This window comes from Clostridium carnis, from assembly GCF_054657435.1.
Genome location: NZ_BAAHYS010000001.1, coordinates 363887 through 386966, shown reverse-complemented (window position 1 = coordinate 386966; position 23080 = coordinate 363887). Strand labels below are relative to the sequence as shown.

The 23080-nt window shown below is 27.6% G+C and carries 19 protein-coding genes and 1 riboswitch; of the genes, 15 read left to right on the top strand and 4 right to left on the bottom strand.

Annotated features, from left to right (window positions below; all coding sequences use genetic code 11):
- Positions 1-149: 149 nt before the first annotated feature.
- A complete protein-coding gene (locus tag ACYQ1T_RS01955) occupies positions 150-1496 on the bottom strand; it encodes an MATE family efflux transporter (protein ID WP_459831144.1) in 1347 nt (448 codons plus the stop codon).
- 707 nt (positions 1497-2203) lie between these two features.
- Between ACYQ1T_RS01955 and ACYQ1T_RS01950 the strand changes: the two genes are divergently transcribed.
- The 4 genes from ACYQ1T_RS01950 to ACYQ1T_RS01935 all read left to right on the top strand — a co-directional run bounded on the left by ACYQ1T_RS01950 (position 2204) and on the right by ACYQ1T_RS01935 (position 5974).
- The gene (locus tag ACYQ1T_RS01950) at positions 2204-3760 is read left to right on the top strand and encodes an ABC transporter permease/substrate-binding protein (RefSeq protein ID WP_459831143.1); all 1557 of its coding nucleotides are present in this window, start codon (positions 2204-2206) and stop codon (positions 3758-3760) included.
- Between the two features lie 2 nt (positions 3761-3762).
- Positions 3763-4497, top strand: coding sequence for an ATP-binding cassette domain-containing protein (locus tag ACYQ1T_RS01945; RefSeq protein WP_459831141.1), 735 nt, complete (start codon positions 3763-3765; stop codon positions 4495-4497).
- A 90-nt stretch (positions 4498-4587) separates the two neighbouring features.
- Positions 4588-4631, top strand: a riboswitch (PreQ1 riboswitch).
- A gap of 94 nt (positions 4632-4725) precedes the next feature.
- Positions 4726-5280, top strand: a complete 555-nt coding sequence (locus tag ACYQ1T_RS01940; RefSeq protein ID WP_459831140.1) for an ECF transporter S component — start codon at positions 4726-4728, stop codon at positions 5278-5280.
- A gap of 1 nt (position 5281) precedes the next feature.
- On the top strand, positions 5282-5974 hold the full coding sequence (locus tag ACYQ1T_RS01935; RefSeq protein WP_459831139.1) for a radical SAM protein: 693 nt from the start codon (positions 5282-5284) through the stop codon (positions 5972-5974).
- A 69-nt stretch (positions 5975-6043) separates the two neighbouring features.
- On the opposite strand, the gene ACYQ1T_RS01930 is transcribed toward ACYQ1T_RS01935, so the two are convergent.
- On the bottom strand, positions 6044-6931 hold the full coding sequence (locus tag ACYQ1T_RS01930) for a LysR substrate-binding domain-containing protein (RefSeq protein ID WP_459831137.1): 888 nt from the start codon (positions 6929-6931) through the stop codon (positions 6044-6046).
- A 204-nt stretch (positions 6932-7135) separates the two neighbouring features.
- On the opposite strand from ACYQ1T_RS01930, the gene ACYQ1T_RS01925 reads away from it, so the two are divergent.
- The 3 genes from ACYQ1T_RS01925 (at position 7136) to ACYQ1T_RS01915 (ending at position 9732) form a co-directional block, all read left to right on the top strand.
- Positions 7136-7942, top strand: coding sequence for a nitroreductase family protein (locus ACYQ1T_RS01925; protein WP_459831136.1), 807 nt, complete (start codon positions 7136-7138; stop codon positions 7940-7942).
- Positions 7943-8026: 84 nt separating this feature from the next.
- The gene (locus tag ACYQ1T_RS01920) at positions 8027-8848 is read left to right on the top strand and encodes a nitroreductase family protein (RefSeq protein WP_459831134.1); all 822 of its coding nucleotides are present in this window, start codon (positions 8027-8029) and stop codon (positions 8846-8848) included.
- A gap of 116 nt (positions 8849-8964) precedes the next feature.
- Positions 8965-9732 carry a Tim44 domain-containing protein gene (locus ACYQ1T_RS01915; protein ID WP_459831132.1) on the top strand — a complete coding sequence of 256 codons (768 nt, stop codon included), beginning with the start codon at positions 8965-8967 and terminating at the stop codon, positions 9730-9732.
- Positions 9733-9773: 41 nt separating this feature from the next.
- On the opposite strand, the gene ACYQ1T_RS01910 is transcribed toward ACYQ1T_RS01915, so the two are convergent.
- Positions 9774-10085 (bottom strand): hypothetical protein, encoded by a 312-nt coding sequence (locus ACYQ1T_RS01910; RefSeq protein ID WP_459831131.1) that lies wholly within the window; start codon positions 10083-10085, stop codon positions 9774-9776.
- A gap of 453 nt (positions 10086-10538) precedes the next feature.
- Here ACYQ1T_RS01910 and ACYQ1T_RS01905 point away from each other — a divergent pair, with 453 nt between their 5' ends.
- Together ACYQ1T_RS01905 and ACYQ1T_RS01900 are read left to right on the top strand one after the other, a co-directional pair.
- Positions 10539-15890: an Ig-like domain-containing protein gene (locus tag ACYQ1T_RS01905; RefSeq protein WP_459831129.1), complete on the top strand. Its 5352-nt coding sequence runs from the start codon at positions 10539-10541 to the stop codon at positions 15888-15890.
- 491 nt (positions 15891-16381) lie between these two features.
- Complete coding sequence (locus ACYQ1T_RS01900; RefSeq protein WP_459831128.1) at positions 16382-17011, top strand: biliverdin-producing heme oxygenase; 630 nt, start codon at positions 16382-16384, stop codon at positions 17009-17011.
- A 52-nt stretch (positions 17012-17063) separates the two neighbouring features.
- On the opposite strand, the gene ACYQ1T_RS01895 is transcribed toward ACYQ1T_RS01900, so the two are convergent.
- Positions 17064-17573: a ferritin gene (locus tag ACYQ1T_RS01895; RefSeq protein ID WP_459831126.1), complete on the bottom strand. Its 510-nt coding sequence runs from the start codon at positions 17571-17573 to the stop codon at positions 17064-17066.
- 311 nt (positions 17574-17884) lie between these two features.
- On the opposite strand from ACYQ1T_RS01895, the gene ACYQ1T_RS01890 reads away from it, so the two are divergent.
- The 6 genes from ACYQ1T_RS01890 (at position 17885) to ACYQ1T_RS01865 (ending at position 23070) form a co-directional block, all read left to right on the top strand.
- Entirely contained in the window at positions 17885-19033 is a 1149-nt protein-coding gene (locus tag ACYQ1T_RS01890) for a 1-propanol dehydrogenase PduQ (protein ID WP_459831124.1), read from the top strand.
- Positions 19034-19362: 329 nt separating this feature from the next.
- Positions 19363-20199, top strand: a complete 837-nt coding sequence (locus tag ACYQ1T_RS01885) for a MerR family transcriptional regulator (protein WP_459831122.1) — start codon at positions 19363-19365, stop codon at positions 20197-20199.
- Between the two features lie 485 nt (positions 20200-20684).
- Positions 20685-21791 (top strand): hypothetical protein, encoded by a 1107-nt coding sequence (locus tag ACYQ1T_RS01880; RefSeq protein ID WP_459831121.1) that lies wholly within the window; start codon positions 20685-20687, stop codon positions 21789-21791.
- Positions 21778-22044, top strand: a complete 267-nt coding sequence (locus tag ACYQ1T_RS01875; protein WP_459831120.1) for a hypothetical protein — start codon at positions 21778-21780, stop codon at positions 22042-22044. The genes ACYQ1T_RS01880 and ACYQ1T_RS01875 overlap by 14 nt, the downstream gene beginning before the upstream one ends.
- A gap of 398 nt (positions 22045-22442) precedes the next feature.
- Positions 22443-22739 (top strand): BMC domain-containing protein, encoded by a 297-nt coding sequence (locus ACYQ1T_RS01870; protein WP_459831118.1) that lies wholly within the window; start codon positions 22443-22445, stop codon positions 22737-22739.
- 25 nt (positions 22740-22764) lie between these two features.
- Entirely contained in the window at positions 22765-23070 is a 306-nt protein-coding gene (locus ACYQ1T_RS01865) for a BMC domain-containing protein (protein ID WP_459831116.1), read from the top strand.
- Positions 23071-23080: the final 10 nt, after the last annotated feature.

Genomic DNA, 23080 nt, shown 5'->3' with positions numbered 1-23080 from the left:
GAAAGTAAGTAGATAATACTTTATTAATAGATATAGAAAAAGTAGCTGTTGCATTAAGAATAAATACTACAATATATTATGCTAATTTTAAATTTGCAAATCAATATATTGTATGTAAACTCCTTAGTGCAACAGCCCTTTTTTATTGTTTAAGCAATAAGTTCTTTTTCATTTAGCATTTCTTTAATTCTTTTAAAGTAAGTAATTCCAAGTGGAGTTGCGGCAGCTATCCAAGCAGCAGGACCAGCAAGACAAATTCCAGCAAAGCCTAATATACTTGGAAGTATAAATGCTACAGCAGTTCTAGCAACTAATTCCGCAACACCAGCCATCATAGGGATAAAACTATCACCAATTCCTTGTAGAGTATTTCTATATATAAATATAAGTCCTAGAGGAATAAAGAATATAGAAACTGTATTTAAATATTGTCTTGAATATTCTATAACAGAAGGATCGTTTCCACTCATAAATAATCTAGTAAATGCTCCACCAAATAGTATAACTACTATACTAGATACAATACTTACAGTTATACTTATCATAGTACATTTTTTAACTCCTTCTTTTATACGATCAATTTTGCCAGCACCAAGATTTTGGCCGGCATATGTTGCCATAGTAACCCCAAAGGTAACAGCAGGTTGCATTACAAGTTGTTCAACTTTAGAAGCTGCAGTATATGCAGCAATTACTGTAGATCCAAAGGCATTAAGGGCGCCTTGAAGTATCATAGCACCAGCAGCAGTAATTGCAAATTGAAGAGCCATTGGGATACCAATTCTTAATTGCTTTTGAACATAGTTTTTTCTGATTTTCCAATGCTTCTTTTTAAGTTTTAAAATAGGAAATCTTTTTATTATATATATTACACATAAAATAGCAGATACCGATTGAGAAATAATAGTAGCATAAGCAGCACCAGCAACTCCCATTGAAAAATTAACAATAAATACAATATCTAAAATTATATTTAAAATTGAAGAAACAATTAAAAAGTATAAAGGCGTTTTGCTATCTCCAAGAGCTCTTAATATACTTGAAAGAATATTGTAAAAAATTATAGCAACATTACCAGCATATATTACGATTATATAAGATAAAGAATCATCAATAATATTAGATGGTGTATTCATAAGTTCAAGCAAAGGTCTTGCGGAGATAATACTTATAAAAGTAACAACAACAGTCATTATTGCAGATAAAACTAATGAGCTAGCAACAGCTCGCCTTACCCCTTCATCATCATTAGCTCCAAACCTTTGAGCAACTAAAACTGCAAAGCCGCCAGTTAGTCCAATAACAAAGCCATTAACTAAAAAAGCCATAGCACCAGTAGAACCTACTGCAGCTAGTGCATCGACTCCAAGGTATCTACCAACTATTATAGTATCAACCATACTATAAAATTGTTGAAATATATTACCTATAAGTAAAGGAATAGAAAAAGTTAAAATGAGTTTTACAGGATTTCCTGTTGTCATATCTTTTGTCATAAATAGCCCCCCTTTTTATTTTAATATTTTAAAACATTATAGATAATAACACTATAAAATGTTAATATCAACTTTATTTCAAATTTAGAAAATAAAGTTTAATTTTTATTAACTTAATAAAAAAATATTTAAGGAATTTTCTTTATAGTTTAATTAATTTGGTTACAAAAAAGTACCTAATTGATACTTCGATATTTAAGATTTATAGTATAAACATAGGTGAAACCTAAAAAATATATAATATTTGTAAATCAAGTATAGTTATTTACAGTAAAATTATTATTGAGATTAATTAAATTATGAATTTTAGAAATAAAGGTACATCATTAGTTTTAATAAAATAAAGCTTTTAATGAAACGGTGACTGTGTACTATTAGAAAGGGGGGATTAGAAAGTATTTTAAATATGAACAAAATAATAATTTTTTTATTATTTTAAATTTTCACTTCGATATTTGAATAATATAAAAGTGAAAAGTTTATTATGTAGTATAGTTTAATGTTTTAAGAAAGTAGGTTACTAAAAAGTAACTAGTTGATAATTGTCCAATTAATGCTTAAGGTGTAAATATTAGTTAAAATAGTATATCTTATAAATACTATTAGCTTAAATAAATTGAAAAATAAAAGCCTAATATACTTAAAAGTATATTAAGCTTTTTTTATATAATTAAATTATATAAATATAGTTTGGGGGGAAGAAATATATGTTAGAAGAAATTGTGAAAATATATGTAGAAAGATGGGAGTTTTTTCTTAATCTTACAGTAGAACATTTATGGATATCTATAAGTGCAATTTTACTTGCAACCATATTAGGATTAGTTTTAGGTGTATTTATTAGTGAATACAAAAAAACTTCAGGTATGGTGTTAGGAGTAGTTAATTTTATTTATACAATTCCATCAATTTCTCTTCTAGGTTTTTTAATTCCGTTATCTGGAATAGGTAATACAACAGCTATAATTACATTAACAGTTTATGCATTACTTCCAATGGTAAGAAGTACACATACAGGAATACAAAATATTGACCCTGCAATTATTGAAGCTGCCAAGGGGATGGGGAGTACAAAGAGTCAAATTTTATATAAAATAAAACTTCCACTAGCTATTCCAGTTATTATGTCTGGAATTAGAAATATGGTAGTTATGACAATTGCACTTGCTGGTATTGCATCTTTTATTGGTGCAGGAGGATTAGGAGTTGCTATATATAGAGGTATTACAACTAATAATTCAGCTATGACTATAGCTGGAAGCTTGCTTATAGCTATAATAGCCTTAGTATTAGATGCTATATTAGGGAAAATGGAAAAATTAACAAAAAGAGATAAAAATACAAATACAGATAAGAGAAAAACATTGAAAAAGGTTATTTCTACAATATTGATAGTTAGTATAATCGCAATAGTAATATCAAACTTCAGATTTAATAAAAATAGTATTAAAATTGCTACAAAGCCTATGACAGAGCAATATATTCTTGGTGAAATGATGAAAAGCTTAATTGAGCAAGATACAGATTTAAAGGTAGAATTAACGCAAGGAGTAGGTGGTGGAACAGCCAATATTCAACCAGCAATGGAAAAAGGTGAATTTGATATTTATCCAGAATATACAGGAACAGCATGGAACTATGTATTGAAGGAAAAAAATTTATATAATGAATCAATGTTTCGTCAATTAGAAGAATCTTATAAAGATAAGTATCAATTCTCATGGGTTGGTATGTATGGATTTAATAATACTTATGGATTAGCTATTAGAAAAGAAATAGCAGAAAAATATAATATTAAAACATATTCTGATTTAGCAGGAATTTCAGATAAGTTGGTGTTTGGAGCAGAATATGATTTTTATGAAAGAGAAGATGGATATCAGGAACTTTCTAATGCTTATGGATATAAGTTTAAAAAAGAAGTTGATTTAGATATTGGTCTTAAGTATCAAGCCATTAATAGTGGAGAAATTGATGTAATGAATATATTTACAACAGATGGGCAACTTGCTGCATCAGATGTTGTTGTACTTAAAGATGATAAAAATTTCTATCCATCTTATATGAGTGGAAATGTAGTAAGAGATGATATAATTTCAATACATCCAGAAATAGAGACAGTTCTTTTAAAGTTTAATAATATTATTAAAGATGAAGATATGGCATTATTAAATTATAAAGTAGAATCAGAAGGTGAAGAACCTAAAAAAGTAGCTAATGAATTTTTACAAGAAAAGGGTTTATTAAAAGAAGGGAGAAGATAAAAATGAAAAATAATGTGATAATTGAGTTTAAAAATATAAAAAAGAAATATAACGATAAAATTATTCTTCCAAATTTTAATTTAGAAATTCAAAAGGGAGAATTTGTTACTATAATTGGTAGCTCTGGAAGTGGTAAAACTACAATTTTAAAAATGGTTAACGGTCTTAATAAACCAGATGAAGGAGATATATATGTAAATGGTAAAAATATTAAAAATGAAGATTTAATAGAGCTAAGACGAAATATTGGTTATTCAATTCAAGGTACAGGATTATTTCCTCATATGACAATTGAAAAAAATATTGGATATGTTCCAAATCTTATTAATAAAAAAAATAAAATAAAAACAAAAGAGGCAGTAGATAGACTTATAAAAGTAGTTGGATTAGAAGAGGATATGTTAAAAAGATATCCAAGTGAGCTATCAGGTGGACAGCAACAAAGAGTAGGAATTGCTAGATCTCTTGCAGCATCTCCAGAAATTTTGCTTATGGATGAACCATTTGGTGCAGTAGATGAAATTACGAGAAAGCAACTACAAGATGAAATACTTAGAATTCATATAGAACTTGGTGTTACAATTTTATTTATTACTCATGATATTAAAGAGGCTTTAAAGCTTGGAACAAGAGTAGTAGTTATGGATAATGGAGAGATAGTTCAATGTGGAACCCCAAAGGAACTTAAAGATAATCCTAAAACTGATTTTGTAAGAGAACTAATTGGAGAAGAATAATATTTACAATTATAAAATTTTAGGTTATTATAATAATCTCTAATAAAATGAATTTAATAGAGAAATATAAATTCATAAATCTCTAAATTTAGAGGACTGGTTCGAGAACTCCCAGTATAAAAAACTAAGGATTTATATAGTGGCAGTATATAAGTTGTATCCTTGGATACAGCTTTTTGTATTATAAAAGCTGTATGGTTCTCCTATAAAAAATTAGGAGGAAAAGAGATGAAAAAAAATCTGACACAAAAATTAACTTTAATGGGGGTATGTGTTGCCTTAAATATTTTAGGAGCATTTATTGCACTAATATTAAGACTACCTATACTTCTAGATTCAATTGGTACTATTATGGTATCAGCACTTTTAGGTCCAGTATATGGTGTTATAACTGGATTATCTTCAAGTATTATAAGTGGAGTCACTTATGATATTTACTCATTATACTTTGCACCAGTACAAATTATAGTTGGGCTTATTGCTGGTGTGCTTTATAAAAGGGACATGCTTAAAGGAAGAAAAGTCCTAGTTTCAGTAATTTTACTTTCTTCAATGTCAGCACTTCTTGGAGCTATAATAGCTGCTTATGTATTTGATGGAGTTACTTCTTCAGGATCATCATATATAGTGCAAATTTTATCAGCTATTGGTGTAAGCAAAGTAGCAAGTGTATTTATAATTCAATTTATTATGGATTATGCAGACAGGCTTATTTCAGTACTTTTAGTAAACTCAGCTATAAAAAAATTACCTTTATTTATTAAAGAAAGGGTAAATGGATAAAATGAATAGATACAGTAAAATTGAAGATAAGATTAAAAGAGAAATAGTTTTATTAAAGGGATTTCCGTGTGTTTGGGGGAAATGTTCTTTTTGTGATTATATATTAGATAATTCTAATAATGAAGAAGAAATTAACAAAGTAAATAGGGAAGTTCTTAAAAATATAACAGGAGAATATAAAGTTCTTGAAGTAATTAATTCAGGCAGTTGCTTTGAGATTCCAAAAGAAACTTTAAAGGAAATAAGAAATATTATAGAAGAAAAGGGAATAGAAAGATTATTTTTAGAAAGTCATTGGTGTTATAAAAATAAAATAAAAGAAATGAGAGATTTCTTTAAAATACCTATTACCTTTAAAATAGGTGTAGAAACTTTTGATTATGATTTTAGAAATAATTTTTTAAATAAAAATGCTAAATTTAAAACTATTGAAGAGTTAAAAGAATACTTTGATTCACCATGTATAATGGTAGGAATAAAAGGCCAAACAAAGGAAAGTATTTCAAAGGATATTGAAATACTAATAAATAATTTTACTCATGGAACAGTAAATATATTTGTGGATAATAGTACAAATATTAAAAGAGATAATGAGCTTGTAAAGTGGTTTGTAAAAGAGTATAAGGATATTTTAAGTAGTAAGGAAAATATAGAAGTCTTATATAATAATACTGACTTTGGTGTTGGAGATTAAAATAGTCTGTGCAAATTTCAGAAGGTACTGTAATAAATTACCTTCTGAAAGAGGCACAGACTATATTTTTTAAATATTATGTGATAAAGAAGAAATAACATAATCCTTAAATACCTTGGTAATAGGGGACATATAAGAATTTTTTAACCACCCCATATAAATAACTTTATCTTTTAAAGGCTCTTTAATTTTTATAATAGAAATAGTATTTGTATTAATAATTGGTGTATTAGGAACTATAGATATACCAGCTCCAGCAGCAACAAGACCTTCAAGCATGCTAGCTTCACTAGGATGTATGGATATTTTAGGGGTATATCCTAAATACTTAGCATAAGAAAGCATTTTATCTTTGCTTGATTCACAAAATGCAATAAAAGACTCATCTTTTAGTTCTTTTAAAGAAACTTCAGTTCTAGTTGAAAGAGAATGATTTTTAGGAACTATCAAAACATGCTCTTCTTTTTTTATTGGTATTGATTCAATTTCATTATGAGAATCAATATTATCTAAATCATAATAAAAGCCTAAGTCGATTTTACCTGTTTTTAAATCTCTTATTATTTCAGGTATAGATTGATAATTAAATTGAAACTTAGTATTTGGACTGTTGTTTAAAAAGTCACTAATTATAAAGGGCATAAAATATTTTCCTATACTAGAGGTAGAGGAAATAGAAATAGTTCCTGTATCAGGATTTATTATATCTTGTAATTCTTTAATTCCTTTTTCAATTTCATTTAGAGCTATATTTGTATGAGATAAAAAAATTTTCCCAAAACGAGTAAGTTTAATATTACGACCATTTTTTTCGAATAAAGGAACATTTAATTCATCCTCTAATTTTGATATAGCTTTACTTAATGCAGGTTGAGTTACTGAAAGTAAATTTGAAGCGGTTGTGAAGTTTTCGGTTTCAGATATTACTTTAAGATATTCTAATTGTTGTAAATTCATTTATATACTCCTTAGTTTTTATATAAAGATTATTATTAATATATAACTTAAAGTTATTGATATATGAAAAATATGAATTAGACATATATAATTTTACAGTGATATAATCACAATATGTAATTTAAAATTAAAGTTAATTATATTTTTCAATTATAAATTTTATTTATAATTATGTCAAAATATATATTTAAGGAGTGAATTTACATGAGTAGTATTTTTAATAAAAATGTAACTGAAGTTATAAAGTTAAGACACTCAGTAAGAAATTATGAAAATAAACCTTTAGCAAAAGATATAGTTGAAAAGATAGAAAAGTACATAGGAAATATAGATAATCCTTTTAATGCTAAGGTGAGAGTTAAATTAATAAAAAAAGATGATTATAGTAAGGAAACTAAACTTGGAACTTATGGAGTAATAAAAGGAGCTAATTATTATTTAGCAGTTGCTTGTGAAAATGGAGATTTTGATTTAGAAACACTAGGATATGTATTTCAAAAGGCAATTTTATATTGTACATCATTAGGTCTTGGAACTGTTTGGCTTGGTGGAACTTTTAACAAGGGAGAATTTGCAAAGGCTATGAATATAAGTAGCAATGAAAAGCTTCCTATAGTATCACCGGTGGGGTATGAAGGTGGTAAAAAATCATTTTTAGCAACAATTATGGGAAGTAATACAAATAAAAGAAAAGCTTATTCGGAAATATTCTTTTACAATGATTTTAATACTTCTCTTTCAAAAGAGTTATCAGAAGAATATTATGAGGCTTTAGAAATGATAAGAATAGCACCATCAGCTGTTAATAAGCAACCATGGAGAGTATTGAGAAAGGGCAATGATTTGCACTTTTATACAGATGGAAGTAAAGAAGTAAATAAAATAGATATTGGAATTGCAATGTGTAATTTTCATTTAACAGTAAAGGAACAAGATATAAAAGGAAAGTTTGAATTTAAAAATCCTAAAATAGATACTAAATATAATTATGTTATATCTTGGATAGGGTGATGAAAGTATTATAAAATACTAAGTTTTAAATAATATGTTATAAAAGTTAAAAATAATAAATGAAGATTAGGGGAGTAATATTTTATGATGAATGTAAATAAAGATAAATGCATAGGTTGTGGATTATGCGTTAAGGATTGTATTGTAAGGGATATAGAACTTGTAGATGGTAAAGCAAAAGTTAAAAATATGGCTTGTTTTAAATGTGGACATTGTATAGCTATTTGCCCTAAAAATGCTATATCAACAAATGAATATAATATGGAAGATGTAAAAGAATATAATAAAGAAGATTTTTCAATAGATGCTAATAATCTATTAAATTTTATTAAATATAGAAGAACTATAAGACAATTTAAAGATAAAGATGTAGAAGTAGAAATGCTTTCTAAAATTATAGAGGCAGGGAGATTTACTCAAACAGGAAGTAATAGTCAAAATGTATCTTATATAGTAGTAAAAGAGGGAATAGAAGAACTAAAAGAAATGGCATTAGAAAGTCTAGATAAAACAGGGAAATATATGCTTGATAACTTAAATCCACAAACAATTCCCTTTAAGAGATATGCCCAAATGTGGATTAAAATGTATAAAGAATACAAAGAAAATCCAAAAGGAAAAGATGGCTTGTTTTTTAATGCACCAGCTATAATACTTGTTGTATCTGAGTCACAGGTAAATGCAGCATTAGCTTCTTCAAATATGGAGCTTATGACTAATGCACTAGGTCTTGGAACATTCTTTAGTGGCTTCTTTATAAGAGCAGCTCAGGGCAACAAAAAAATTATGGATTATCTAGGTTTAGATGAAACTAAACAAATAGTTACATGCATGGTAATAGGACATCCAGCGGTAAAATATTCAAGAACTGTACCAAGAAAAGATGCAGATATAGCTTGGAAATAAAAATATTAAGTATAAAATCCTCAATAAATTATTGGGGATTTTATATTTTAAAGATTAAAATTTTATTATATACTCATATTAAGAGATTATAAGATATAAAGTAAGGAAGAGAATATATGAGTAAGAGAAAACGGATAATTTTTATAGGTTTATTAAGTATATTATTTATATTTCAAGCATCACTAATAACATCTGCTAGATCAGGCGGTGGAGGTGGTGGAGGAGGCGGAGGTGGCGGAGGCGGTGGCGGAAGTTCATCAGCTGGTAGAGGTGGACATAGCTCATCAAGAGGAACCGCTAGCCCTTTTGGTATAATCTTTGGGGTATCAATGATTATTTTTGCTAATAAAAAGGATTCAATAATATGTAAGGCGAAAGTTTTTAATAAAAGTAGAGAAGCAAAAAGACTTATTAAAAGACTACAAAAAATAGATAATAGTTATTCAGACTATATGCTACAAAATAGAGTTGAAGAAACATACTTTAAAATGCAAGAAGCATGGACTAATTTAAATACAGAAATATCAAAAGAGTATATGAGTGACTTTATCTATAGTGGTCATACTACAAAATTAGGTTGGATGAAGCTAAGAAATGAAAGAAATATTTTAGAAAAAATAAGATTATTAGATGCAAAACCAGTAGGGGTAGAGCATTATACTGATAAATCCAAAGATATTGTTTGGTTTTATATTAAAGGTTCTATGATTGATTATATTATAAATGAAAAAAGTAATGAAATTATTGATGGTAAGACTAGAAATAGTAGTTTTATTGAATTTTGGAAGTTTATAAAAGTAAATGATAAATGGGTTGTAGATATAATAAGGCAAATGAACGAGGTTGATGTAAAAGAAGATTTTAATATATCATCAGAACAATAAAAAAGATGAGTCTAAATACTCATCTTTTTTATTGTTTAATTTTAGTTGTTTATCCATTCAACTACGCCAGGTGTTAAAGAGGAAACATCATCTTTATCAACTTTAGTAACAAAAAGCATATCGTTATTTTGAAGAAAATCTTTAAGCTTTTCTGAAATCTCACTAGCTGTTAAATCTGTTTTAACTAAAAAGCTTGTAGGCATAAAATGAGCCCATGCTCCAAATGATTTGATATTTCCTGTTATTTCATAATCATCACGAGTATGATGGTGATGGTGCTCTTCTTCGTGATCTTCACAACCACATGAATGTAAGTCTTCTTTTAAATAATAAGTAATTGCATAAACTGTCATATATTTACCACCTTAAATTAATATTTACATTAATAATAATATACATATTAAATAAAATCTATACATATTAAGAAAAAATGAAAATTATTTTCATTATCAATATAAAAAGTTAGCTAATTTTTTATTTATGATAAAATGGAGTGATTTTTTACAAAGGATAATCTTATTTATATATTAAAAATTGGACGTTAGTATAAAAGAGGTGATATAATATAGTTACGAATGTTAATATTTGGTTAATTTTTAATAAATTAACAATTAACTTTTAAGTTGATTTAAATTCTTAAATGAGATAGGAGGGAGAAATAATGCTTTACAAAACCTAGATTTACATTTCTAAAAATATGTTCTTAAAGTAAATTAAAAAATCTAAAATTATATCTAGCAAAGTGACAGATGAAATTGTTAACAGAGAGTAGTATAAAAATATTAACTAGAATAGGAGAGGAAATTATGAGGTATAGGAAGATATTATACACAATTCTTTCAGCATTAGTAATTACTACATCTTCAGGAATCACTACATTTGCAAAAGATATTAATAATGATGTAAAAGCAACTAAAGAGGTAGATGGATATTCTAAGAGATCATTATTATTTAATGATGGGTGGACATTTAATTTAGGAGATGTTCAGGGAGCAAAGAATAAAGATTTTAATGATGAAGATTGGAGAAAGTTAAATTTACCACATGATTGGAGCATCGAATTAGATTTTAATAAAAATTCTCCATCTACACATGAAGGGGGATATTTAGATGGAGGAATAGGATGGTATAGAAAAACTTGTACTTTTCCAAGTTCTATTAATGGTAAAAGGATATCAATAGATTTTGATGGAGTTTATATGGATAGTTATGTTTATGTAAATGGAGTTGAAGTTGGTAATAATCCATATGGATATACACCTTTTTCATTTGATATAAGTGATAAATTAATTTGCGATGGAGTTACTAAAAATGTTATTGCAGTAAAAGTAAATAATAAACAACCAAGTAGCAGATGGTACTCAGGTAGTGGAATATATAGAGATGTTAATATTACAGTAACAGATAAAGTTCATGTAGATAAAAATGGAACATTTATAACAACTCCTAATTTACAAAGTGAATATTCACAAGGAAAAGCTACAGTAAATATAAAAACAGATGTTGTAAATGATGAAAGTAAGGATAAAGAAGTTAAAGTTAAATCAACTATATATGATATTAATGGAAAAAGTAAAGGGGAAAAAACAAGTATAGAAACTATTTCTAAAAGAAGTAAGAAGAAATTTAATAATGATATAGAAATTGAAAATCCAACTCTTTGGAGTACTAATAATCCATATATTTATAAATTAAATACAACTGTAATTATAGATGATAAAGTTGTAGATGAATATGAAACGGATTTTGGAGTTAGATGGCTTCAGTTTACTAGTGATAATGGATTCTTATTAAATGGAGAAAAGATAAAACTTCAAGGTGTATGCATGCATCATGATCAAGGGGCTTTAGGTGCTATTGCAAAGGAAGCTTCTATAGAAAGACAGGTTAAAACTTTAAAGGAAATGGGAGTAAACTCAATAAGAGTTACTCATAACCCAGCAGCTAAACAATTAATAGATATATGTAATAGAGAAGGCATATTGCTTGTAGAAGAAGCGTTTGATACATGGTATGGTGGAAAGAAAACTTATGATTATGGAAGATTTTTTGAGAAGAAATCAATTCATGGAGATATGACTTGGGCAGAGTATGATATAAAACAAATGGTTGATAGAGATAAAAATGCTCCAAGTGTAATAATGTGGTCTATTGGAAATGAAATATGGGAATCGAATCAATCAAAGGCAGTTCAAACAGCACAAAACTTAAATAATTGGATTAAAGAGGTAGATCCTACAAGACCAACAACATTTGGTGAAGATAAATTTAGGGTGGGAAATGGTAGTGGCAATCACGAAAACGTTGCCAAGGTAGTAGATGTAGTTGGATTTAATTATGCAGAAGATAACTATGATAAATTTCACTCTAAGTATCCTAATTGGAATTTGTATGGGTCAGAGACTTCTTCAGCAACAAGAAGTCGTGGTATTTATGATCATCCAGAAAGATTATTACAAATGCATACTCATCCTGATAAACAACAATCATCTTATGACAATGACTATGTTGGATGGGGAAAAACGGCAGAAGAGTCATGGAAAAGGGATAGAGATAGAGGATATGTTGCAGGGCAGTATATTTGGACAGGTTTTGATTATATAGGGGAGCCAACACCTTATTATGGTTCTTTTCCATCTAAATCATCATACTTTGGAGCTATAGATACAGCTGGATTTGAAAAAGATATATTTTATTTTTATCAAAGTCAATGGTCTAATAAACCAATGGTACATTTATTACCACATTGGAGCTTTGAAAATGATAATAGTATAAAAGTAGATGGTGATAAGATATTAGTCTATGCATATACAAATGCAAACAGCGTTGACTTATATTATAACGAAGATGTAAACAGTAAGGAGTTAGGTAAATTAGTTGGAACAGATATATATGATGTTACTAATGCAGGTTACAATAGAAAATACAAAGAAACAAAGGAAGGGAAACTTCACTTAGAATTTAAAGTACCATATAAAAAAGGAAAATTAACAGCAATTGCAAAAAATGAAAAAGGAGAAGAAATTGCAAGAGATGTAGTTAAAACAGCAAATAAAGCAAAGAAAATAAATTTAAATGCAGATAGACAAGTTATTGCAGCAGGGGGAAATGATCTTTCATTTATTACTGTAGAGATTGTTGATGAAAATGGTACATTAGTTCCAAATGCAGATAACTTAATTAATTTTGAGATATCAGGAAATGGAAAAATTGTTGGTGTTGATAATGGGAATGCTGCAAGTGTAGAAAGGTATAAAGATAATAAGAGAAAATCATTTAATGGAAAAGCTTTAGTTATAGTTCAATCAACTGAAAATAATGGATCATTTACATTAACAGCAAAAAGTGATGGCCTTTCTTCAAATAATACAGCCATTTATACTGTAGCAAAAGAAGATATAAATAAAAAAGAAATAGTTGGGTATGATGTTAGTGATATTACAGTACCTATAAATGGAGAATTAATTCTTCCAAACAAGGTAAATGCATTATATAGTGATGGAAATAAAGGCGAAGTCGATGTTAAATGGGAGGAAGTTTCTAAAGAAAAATTAGCAACTGTAGGAACCTTTAAAGTTATTGGAAAAACTAATAAAAGTAATAAACCAGTTGTAATAAATGTAGTAGTTAGAGATATCATTGGAATTTTAGATTCTAGAATGTTAGTAGCAGTTGGAGAAATTCCAGAACTTCCAAAGAAAGTATCATTAGTATATAATGATGGAACTTTAGAATATCGATCTGTAAAATGGGAAAGAGGTCTAACAGAAGAAGATGTTAAGGAAGCTAAGACTATTGAAATTAAAGGAGAAGTTGAAGGAACATCAAGTCTTAAGGCAAAATTAATAGTAGTTGTATCAAGAAATTATAAAGTAAAAAATATAGCCTTAAATAATGGTGGAAGTTATCCAAGAGCATTTACAACTTATGAAGGACCAGACAATATAAACAATATTAATGATGGTATAATTTCTAAGGCTAATTTACCAAATAATAGATGGACAAACTGGGGTAAACCAGGAGCAAACTATGATGAGTATGTAGGTATAGAATTTGATAGAGAATACACTATTAATAAAGTTGGAATATCTCTTTATAAAGATGGGGGAGTAGAAATACCAAGTGAAATTTTAATTGAGTATTTTGATGGTGAGAAGTGGATAGCTGTATCGAATCAAAGTAAAACAAAAACATTTTCAGTTCAAGGTAATGAAGAAATATCTTTTAATACTATAAAAACAAACAAAATAAGAGCATTATTAAGAGGAAATAAAGAATTTAACAAAGCTGTTGGTGTTACTGAGTTTGAAGTATATTCAAATGTTATACAAATGGAAGGAACAGCATTATTAAAAGATATAAAAGTAAATGATGTTAGTGTAGATAATTTTAATGAAAATACCTTAGAGTATGTAGTAAATATTCCATATGGAGAAAAACTTCCAACAGTTATTGGAATGGAAAAGGATAATGGTAGTGTATTTGTAATACCAACACTTAATAAAAATGGCGTTACAAAAATTTTAGTAACTGCAGAAGATGGAAGAACAATTAAAACTTATTTAGTTAAGTTTAAAGAACAAGATCCTGTTTTAGAAAGTATAAAAATTTCGTTAGAAAAAGAAAATGTAATAGAAGATGATGTAATACCTATTATATTAGATGCTAAATTACAAGATGGAAGTAAAATTGATTTTAGTAAACTAGATATAAAATATAGTGTTAATTCAGAAAATGGTGGAGAAGCTAAGATAATAGATAATAAGCTATATGCATATAAAGAAGGAGAGATAAGTGTATATGCATATATAACTTATAATGGAGTTACTAAAAATATAGAACCATTAAATATTAAGATTGAAAAATATAAAGGAGAAAAAACTATAACTTCTTATGAACAAGTAACAGTTGAAACAGAAAAGGGAGTTATACCGAAATTACCAGAAAAAATAAAAGCAATTTATGATGTTGGACTATCAAGAGATGTAAAGGTTACTTGGGAAGAAGTAAAAGCAGAAAGGTATAAAGAATATGGAGTATTTAATGTAAAGGGAAATGTAGAAGGACAAGCGTTAAAAGCAGAAGCTAAAGTTATTGTAAGAGGAATTTCTTCGGTAGGAAATATTTCTATTGCAACTAATATTGGTGTTAAGCCAAGTCTTCCAGAAGTAGTTAAGGTATATTATACAGATGGAAGCAGTAAAGAGATGGCTGTTACATGGGAGAATTACAATAAGAATTTATTAAATAAAGAAGGGGCATTTGTCGTAAGTGGTACTGTAAGTGGAATAGATATTAACTCCAAAGCTAACATTAGAGTAACACAAAAAAGTATAAAGGGAGATAATATAGCACGAGCAAGAAATGGATATGATTTACCTATGGCAATTGCATCATACACTAATGATACAATTGTTGATCAAGCATCAGAAGATAGAATTACAAAAGTTAATGATGATGTAATTCAGCATAATCCAAATGAGGCTAATAATAGATGGTCAAACTGGAAACGAACAAATAAAAATTCAAGTGATTGGGTTGGTGTGATTTTTGGATCAGGAGAACCAGAACAAAAATATATAAATAACTTAAATGTAGATTTTTTTGAAGATGAAGGAGCAAAGGTACCTAAAAATGTAAAAATACAATATTATATTGGAGAAAAAATATCTATTCCTAAAAATCCAGCACATGTTGCAAATGAAGAGGCCTCACAATTAAATGATGATAATAATTGGGCAGATGTAAATAATTTAAAAGCTAGTTTACAAGAAATATCAGGTACAGAAACTAATAAGTATAAATTTGATATGGTTAAAACTTATGCACTAAGAATAAAAATGGAATCTAAACCTAATATGGCATTAGCTATAACAGAAATAAAAGCTTTTGAAGAGAAGGTAGTTTTAAATTCAGATTTTAATGTAAAAAGTATTAAAGTTAATGGGGAGAATTTAAAAAGCTTTGAAACAAATAAATTTAATTACACAATTAATATCAATAAAAATGAAAATTTACCTAAAATAGAAGTAGATGTAACTAATAATGCTTCAGTATCAACTATTTATACGGTAAATCCAAATGAAAATATAGAGGTATTTATAAAATCAGAAGATGGTATTAAAGAAACAAGATACTCAATATCTTTAGAGAGATAATTAACCAAAGGATATTTTAATAAAAGTACATTAAAAATGGCTATGTATTATGAAGATTAGAAGGAATTGAAATAAAAAACAAAAGGTAATGATAGAACTAAAAAATATTTTTTAGTTAATTTAAAATATAAATTATAGCTGTAGTATAAGGGCCTGTTGTACTTAGAAGATATATTTACAATATATTGTGTTTAAATAATATAACATAATAAAATATTGTGTTTAAATTTTCTTATACAACAGTCCTTTTTAGTTTTAGATATTATAAATAGTTTATATTTATTATGAAAAACATAAATAACTTATAACTTTAACAAAAAAATATGAATATTAAAGCTATATTGAGGATAATATAGTTTTATTATATTTAAAGCTAAAATATAAAGATTAAAGAACGTTGATAATTATTATCAATAAGAGTATATTGTTATTAAATTAAAAGCGATAATAATTATTAGCGAATAAAAAATATTTAATATGAGGTGATATAAATGGAATTTATGATGGAAATAAGAGAAAAAACTTCAGCATTACATAGTGCAGCTGAACATAGCGGATATATAAAAAAGATAGTTGATGGAGAAGCATCAAAAGATGGATATGCAGAATATTTGTTTAATCTTTATCCTATGTATAAGGTTATAGAAGAAAGTTTAGAGGAAAATTCAGAAAATGAAGTAGTTAAAAATTTTGTAACTAAAGAACTATATCGTTCAGAGTTAATAAAAAAGGATTTAGAATTTTTATTAGGTGATAAATTAAATTCAATGAAATTACTTTCTTCTACAGAATCTTGTGTTTCTAGAATAAAAGAAATATCTAGAACTCAACCAGAGTTAATAATTGCTTATGCTTATACAAGATTCCTTGCAGATTTATTTGGAGGAAGAACTTTCCTTACATTATTAAGTGAAAAGTATAGCATAAAAGAAGAAGGATTAAATTATTATAAGTTTGATAATTTAGGGGATATAAGAGGATATGTAATGAACTATCATAATAAATTAGGTGAGGTAAGTTTATCAGAAGAATTAAAGAAGAGTTTTATTAATGAAATTAGTAATGCATATATTTATAATTTAGCAATTTCTAATGAATTAGAAGCAAAGATAAATAAATAAAAAAAAGATGTTATGCAAAAGAAACAAACTTTTGTATAACATCCTTTTAATATTAAGCTGTAGTTGGTGGAGTATAAACTCTACTAGCAAGCTCTTCATCTAACATATAAATTGCAGCTGGGTTTCCTTCAGATCTTCTAACCTTTTTTAGTAAAGAATGAAAGTTATTTTCTTCCTCAACTTGTTCATCAATAAACCATTTTAGTAAACTCATAGTTGCATGTTCTTTTTCATCATGAGCAATATCTGCAAGTTCATAAATTTTTCTAGTAACAAGTTGCTCATGCTCATAACCTTTTTGGAAAACATCTATAATACTATCATAATTTCCTGTAGGTTTATTAATTTGCTCTAAAGTAACAGTACCATTTTTTTGAAATATGTAATCATAAAGCTTCATTGCATGAAATAGTTCTTCCTTGGCTTGAACTCTAAAGAAGTTTGCAAATCCACTTAAATCAACAGATTCTGCATATCCAGCCATAGCTAAATAAGTGTAAGATGAATAAAATTCAAAGTTAACTTGATCATTAAGGTGAGAAAGTAAATTTTCGCTTATCATAGTAATACCTCCAATATATTTCATTAATTATGTTAATAACATTTTAACCTTAGTAGGGAGATTTATCAAATTAAAATTAATAATATAAAGTATATAGCAATTTAATTTGAAGATAAAATTCTAGGATTAAGTAATTATTATAAATTGTAATCATTTGCCATTATTATTTTATTGTAGTATAATAAAAACAATAAAGATTTATCTTAAGTTAATTATAATTGTTATATTTTAGAGGAAAGTACTGTTTTGAAAATTAAAAAGTAACTAAATTATTCATATTTTATAAACTTAAAAATTAGGAGAAGATATATATGAAGGAATTTAGTATTAGCACAAATATTTATTTTGGAGAGGGATCTTTAAATAGATTAAGTGAAATTAAAAATAAAAAAGTAATGATTGTATGTGACAAATTCATAGAATCTTCAGGGATGGCTCATAAAATACAAGAAAAATTAGTTGATTGTGATGTAACTATATTTAGTGATATAGTACCAGACCCTTCTGTAGAAATTATAGCTGCTGGAATTCAAACATTAAAAGCTTGTGGAGCAAAAATAATTATAGCTCTTGGTGGTGGATCATCAATCGATGCAGCAAAAGCCATAAGGGAATATTCTAAAAAACTATTAGGACAAGATGCCGAAGTAGAAGAATGTTTTGCTATACCTACCACAAGTGGAACTGGTTCTGAAGCTACTCAGTATGCAGTAATAACTAATAAAAAAGAAGGTTTAAAATATGCTTTATCAGATAAGTCACTACTTCCTATGGTAGCTATACTTGATCCTGAACTTGTAACTTCTGTACCAAAGGCTATTACAGCAGATACAGGAATGGATGTAATTACACATGCTATAGAGGCTTACGTTTCAAAGGATGCTAATGATTTTTCAGATGCTTTAGCAGAGAAGGCGATTTCTTTAGCAGTTAAATTTTTACCAGAGGCTTTTGATAATGGAGCTAATTTATTAGCAAGGGAAAAAATTCACAATGCATCTTGTCTAGCAGGGATGGCATTTAATTCAGCAGGACTTGGCATTACACATAGTTTAGCACATGCAGTAGGCGGCAAACTTCATATATCACATGGAAGAAGTAATGCAATAATACTTCCACATATAATAGAATATAATGCAAAGTTAAATAAAGATATCTATAATAAAGATTATGAAACAGCTGCTAAAAAATATCAAAGATTAGCAAAAGTGTTGAATTTACATGCTTCTACAGTAACTATTGGAGTTAATAATTTAATTAAATGCATAGTTGATTTACAAAAGAAATTAATGATTCCAACTACATTAAAGGAACAAGGTGCTGATTTAAATTTATTAGAAGACGTAAAAGAAGAAATATTAAATGCTGCTATGAATGATATTTGCACAATGTCAAATCCTAGAGAAGTAACACGAGAAGAATTATTAAGTATTTTAAATAAAGTTTCAGGAATTAAATAATTTTTAATATAAAAAGTAGATTCATATTTATTGAATCTACTTTTTTTATTTTATGAATTATTTATAATTCATAAAATATACATAAAGAAATAAATAATTTTTTTATAGATTTATAGAAGGTTTCTAATTTTAATTTCTTTTTAGTATATTTACTAATTGTATTAGCTTAAAGGTAACATAAAGTTTATATATTTAAAATACATATTTATATATAGTTTCTAAATATTGAAAAATAAATGAAATTTATGTAAACTTATATTGAACACAAAATACATAACTGAATTTCATTACATCTAAATTTCTGGGGAGAAAATAGGGGAGGGTTGTTTATGAGAGAAAGTGAATTGTATTGTATAGGAAAGGTGGGAGAGATATGTAAGTTATCAAGGAAAGCGCTTCGATATTATGACAAAATGGGAATATTATCACCTGATAAAGTATCAGATGAAAGTGGGTATAGATATTATAGCAAAAAAACCTTATTGTCTGTACCAATGATAAAATATTATAAACAAAGCGGATTTAAGCTTGAAGAAATGAAGGCGTTGCTTGAAGGGACAACTTATTCAGTTTTTGAAAAATGCTTTAGAAATAAAATAGATGAGCTTGAAGATATAGAAAGTGAGATAAATTTAAAGCTTAAATCTATAAAAGATTGGTATGATCTTATAATTGAAGCACAGATGGTTATAGAAAATGAGATTAAAGAAGTATCAGCAAAATATTTGGACAGTTCTAGAATGATATACTTAAATCAAGATTTTAATTATGATTATATGGATTCTATAATAAATATTGAATTTACTAATTATATAGAAAATATAAATAATGCAATAACAGGTCCTGTAATAATACAGTTTCCATCATTTGAAGATAAAATGAATGGAAAGTGTAATAAGATGAAAATAATGCAAGAAACAATATTAAAGTGTAAAGATAATGAAACTGTTGATTTTGGAGGTTTTATGGTAGCATCTTGTTATCATATAGGATCTCATGAAACAATTAATGAAACATATGAAAAAATAAGGGCTTGGATACAAAAACATGGATATAATTATGAAGATAAATCATATGAAAGATATGTTACAGATTACTGGACAACTAAAAATACTGATAAGTTTGTAACAGAAGTAATGGTTAAGATTAGTAGGGGGAAAAAATAAACATTGCATTGAAAAGGTTTCCCTATAGGGTAGATATACTTTAAAAGTAAAAGCATTTTAAGTGATAAATATATAACAAATTTATTACTTAAAATGCTTTTTATTTGAAAACTTTAAATATTTATATAGATATTTTGAAACTTTAAATTTAATTAATGGTACTAAAGCCATCTAAAATACAAGTGTTAGCCATAACTTGAGAATACTATTAATAAGAAAGAATCATTGTTAAAAAATTATAAATACAATATATAAAAAGAAAAAAATGTAATTCAAATATATATTGACTTTACCCCATAGGGAAAGGAATATAATTTAATTAAAGAATAAAAATACATAAGATGAAAAGTTATTCGATAATTTCAAAACAAATAAACTATCCATAGATAAAATTATAACAAATTTTAATAAGGTCATTATAAATCTTTATTTAATGATAATATACAATCAAACGTGATAACGTTTAAATGGAGGGAGTTTTATTTATGAGTGAAATGTCAGGAGCAGTTAATTCGTCTGCAATTGCTGCTAAAAAGAAACTATCATCTAATTTCCTTAAAAAAGGTATTTCAATCGCATTATTCTCAGGTCTTATGTATGGATTTTATTCAGCATTTATGACTTTGGGAATGACCAAAGGCGTTTGGGCCGATTGGTATGGGGAAAATACTGCACTATCATTACTTGTAATTACGTATTTGCTAGGTGCGCTTGGAAGTGCAGTAAATGATACTTGCAGTGCTATTTGGGCAATACTTTATGCAGCTGTAAAAGGAAAACTTGGGGATTTCTTTAGATGTATTAAGACAACTCCAGGTGGAGTAATGATTTTAGCAGCTCTTATTGGAGGTCCAATTTCAAGTACAGCTTATGTTGTTGGACTTCAAATGGCTGGATCTATTGTTATCCCTATTACTGCTCTTTGTCCAGCTATTGGAGCAATATTAGGAAGAATATTATTTAAACAAGAGTTAAACAAGCGTATGATGCTTGGAATTTTAATTTGTGTTACTGCAAGTTTTATGATTGGTAGTACAAGCTTTTCAGGAGATGCACCAGAAGGAATGCTTTTAGGAATATGTATTGCATTTATAGCTGCTCTTGGATGGGGATTTGAAGGTTGTGTAGCAGGATATGGTACATCAATGATTGACTCAGAAATTGGTATAACAATACGTCAAGCAACATCAGGATTAGCAAACTTAATAATTTTAGTTCCTGTCTTTGGTATGATATTTGGTGATGGTATTGGTTTTGCAAATGAATTAGTTGTTGGAGCCTTTACAAGCGGATCTGCTATGATTTGGTTTGCATTAAGTGGTCTTTGTGCATTTGTTTCATACATGTGTTGGTATAACGGTAATAGTATGTGTGGTGCCGCACTTGGTATGGCATGTAATGGTACTTTTTCATTCTGGGGACCATTCTGTTGTTGGATTGTACTTGGAGTATTTGCTGGCATAGATGGTTGGGCATTACCTCCTATAGTTTGGCTTGCAGCTGTATTAATGGTTTTTGGTATTTTAGTTATTGCTATGAATCCACTTGATTTATTTAGAAAAAAGGAGGTAGACCATTATGAAGCCACTTAATTATGCTATATTAAAATATTTTACAAATGTAGAAGAAGCTTGTGCAGATGATGTAATTAATTCATTAAAAGATGTATATGGTAACTTTAAAGCTCTTAATAAAAAGGATGTAATTACAGCTTTAATGACAGCAGAGGCAAATGGACTGCTTGAAGAAACAAGATTCGATATGGATATTAATGGAGAATTAAGAGTTTATTATCATGCACCAGAAGAAGGTGCAGCTACAATAAATAAGTATATTAAAGACTAGTAATATTTTTAACCAGTTATTGTTTGTAAAGATTCTCTTTGATAAAAAGTGTAAATAATATCTGTTTAAAGAGAGTCTTTATTTTAGAAATAAAGATAACATTACCCCAAGGGGAATGATTATTTATAAATTAAACAAAAAATTAAAGCTATTTATGTGTAAATTTAAAAAATAATTACTTTAAAATCTATATTTTTATAAGGCTAAACTTTGAAATATAGGATTTATCCATAAAACAATGTATATGTTTACTTAAAGAAAGATATAAGTTTTAGTTATTAAAAAGATATTGACTTTCCCCCAAAGGGAAGGGGATATAATAAATTTAAGGACAAGAAAGAGCATAATAAAAATTAAAATGAATTAGAGAATTTGTTAGGGAGAGGGGGAAACTGTAAATGAGATATTATGGTGATGAGGCACTAGGCCTTGTAGAAACAATAGGGTTAGTCCCAGCACTTGAAGCGGCTGACAAAATGCTAAAGGCTGCAAATGTTGAATTAATATCATATGAAAATGTTGGATCTACTTTAGTTACAATTATGGTTAAAGGTGATGTAGCAGCAGTTAGATCAGCTGTAGAGGCAGGTGCTGAAGCAGCAGCCGAAATAGGAAAATTAACAGCAAAAAATGTTATGCCACGTCCTATTAGAGAAGTAGGAGATATTGTTTCAGTACATGACATAGATTCATAAATTTAATGAAGGGAAAGGTGTTTAAATGGCAAGTCATGAAGCTTTAGGGTTAATTGAAACTTTTGGTTTAGTTTTTGTTTTAGAAGCAGCAGATGCTATGTGTAAAGCAGCTGATGTTGAACTTATAGGTTATGAAAATGTCGCATCAGGATATATATCGGTACTTGTTAGTGGTGATGTAGGTGCATGTAAAACAGCTGTAGCAGCTGGAGTTAAAGCAGTTGAAGAAATGGAAGGTGGAAACCTTTATAGTTCAGTTGTTATTGCAAGGCCTCATCAAGATCTTAGTAAAATTATTGAACGTTATAAAATTACTAATTTAATACCTTAAAGATAAAAAA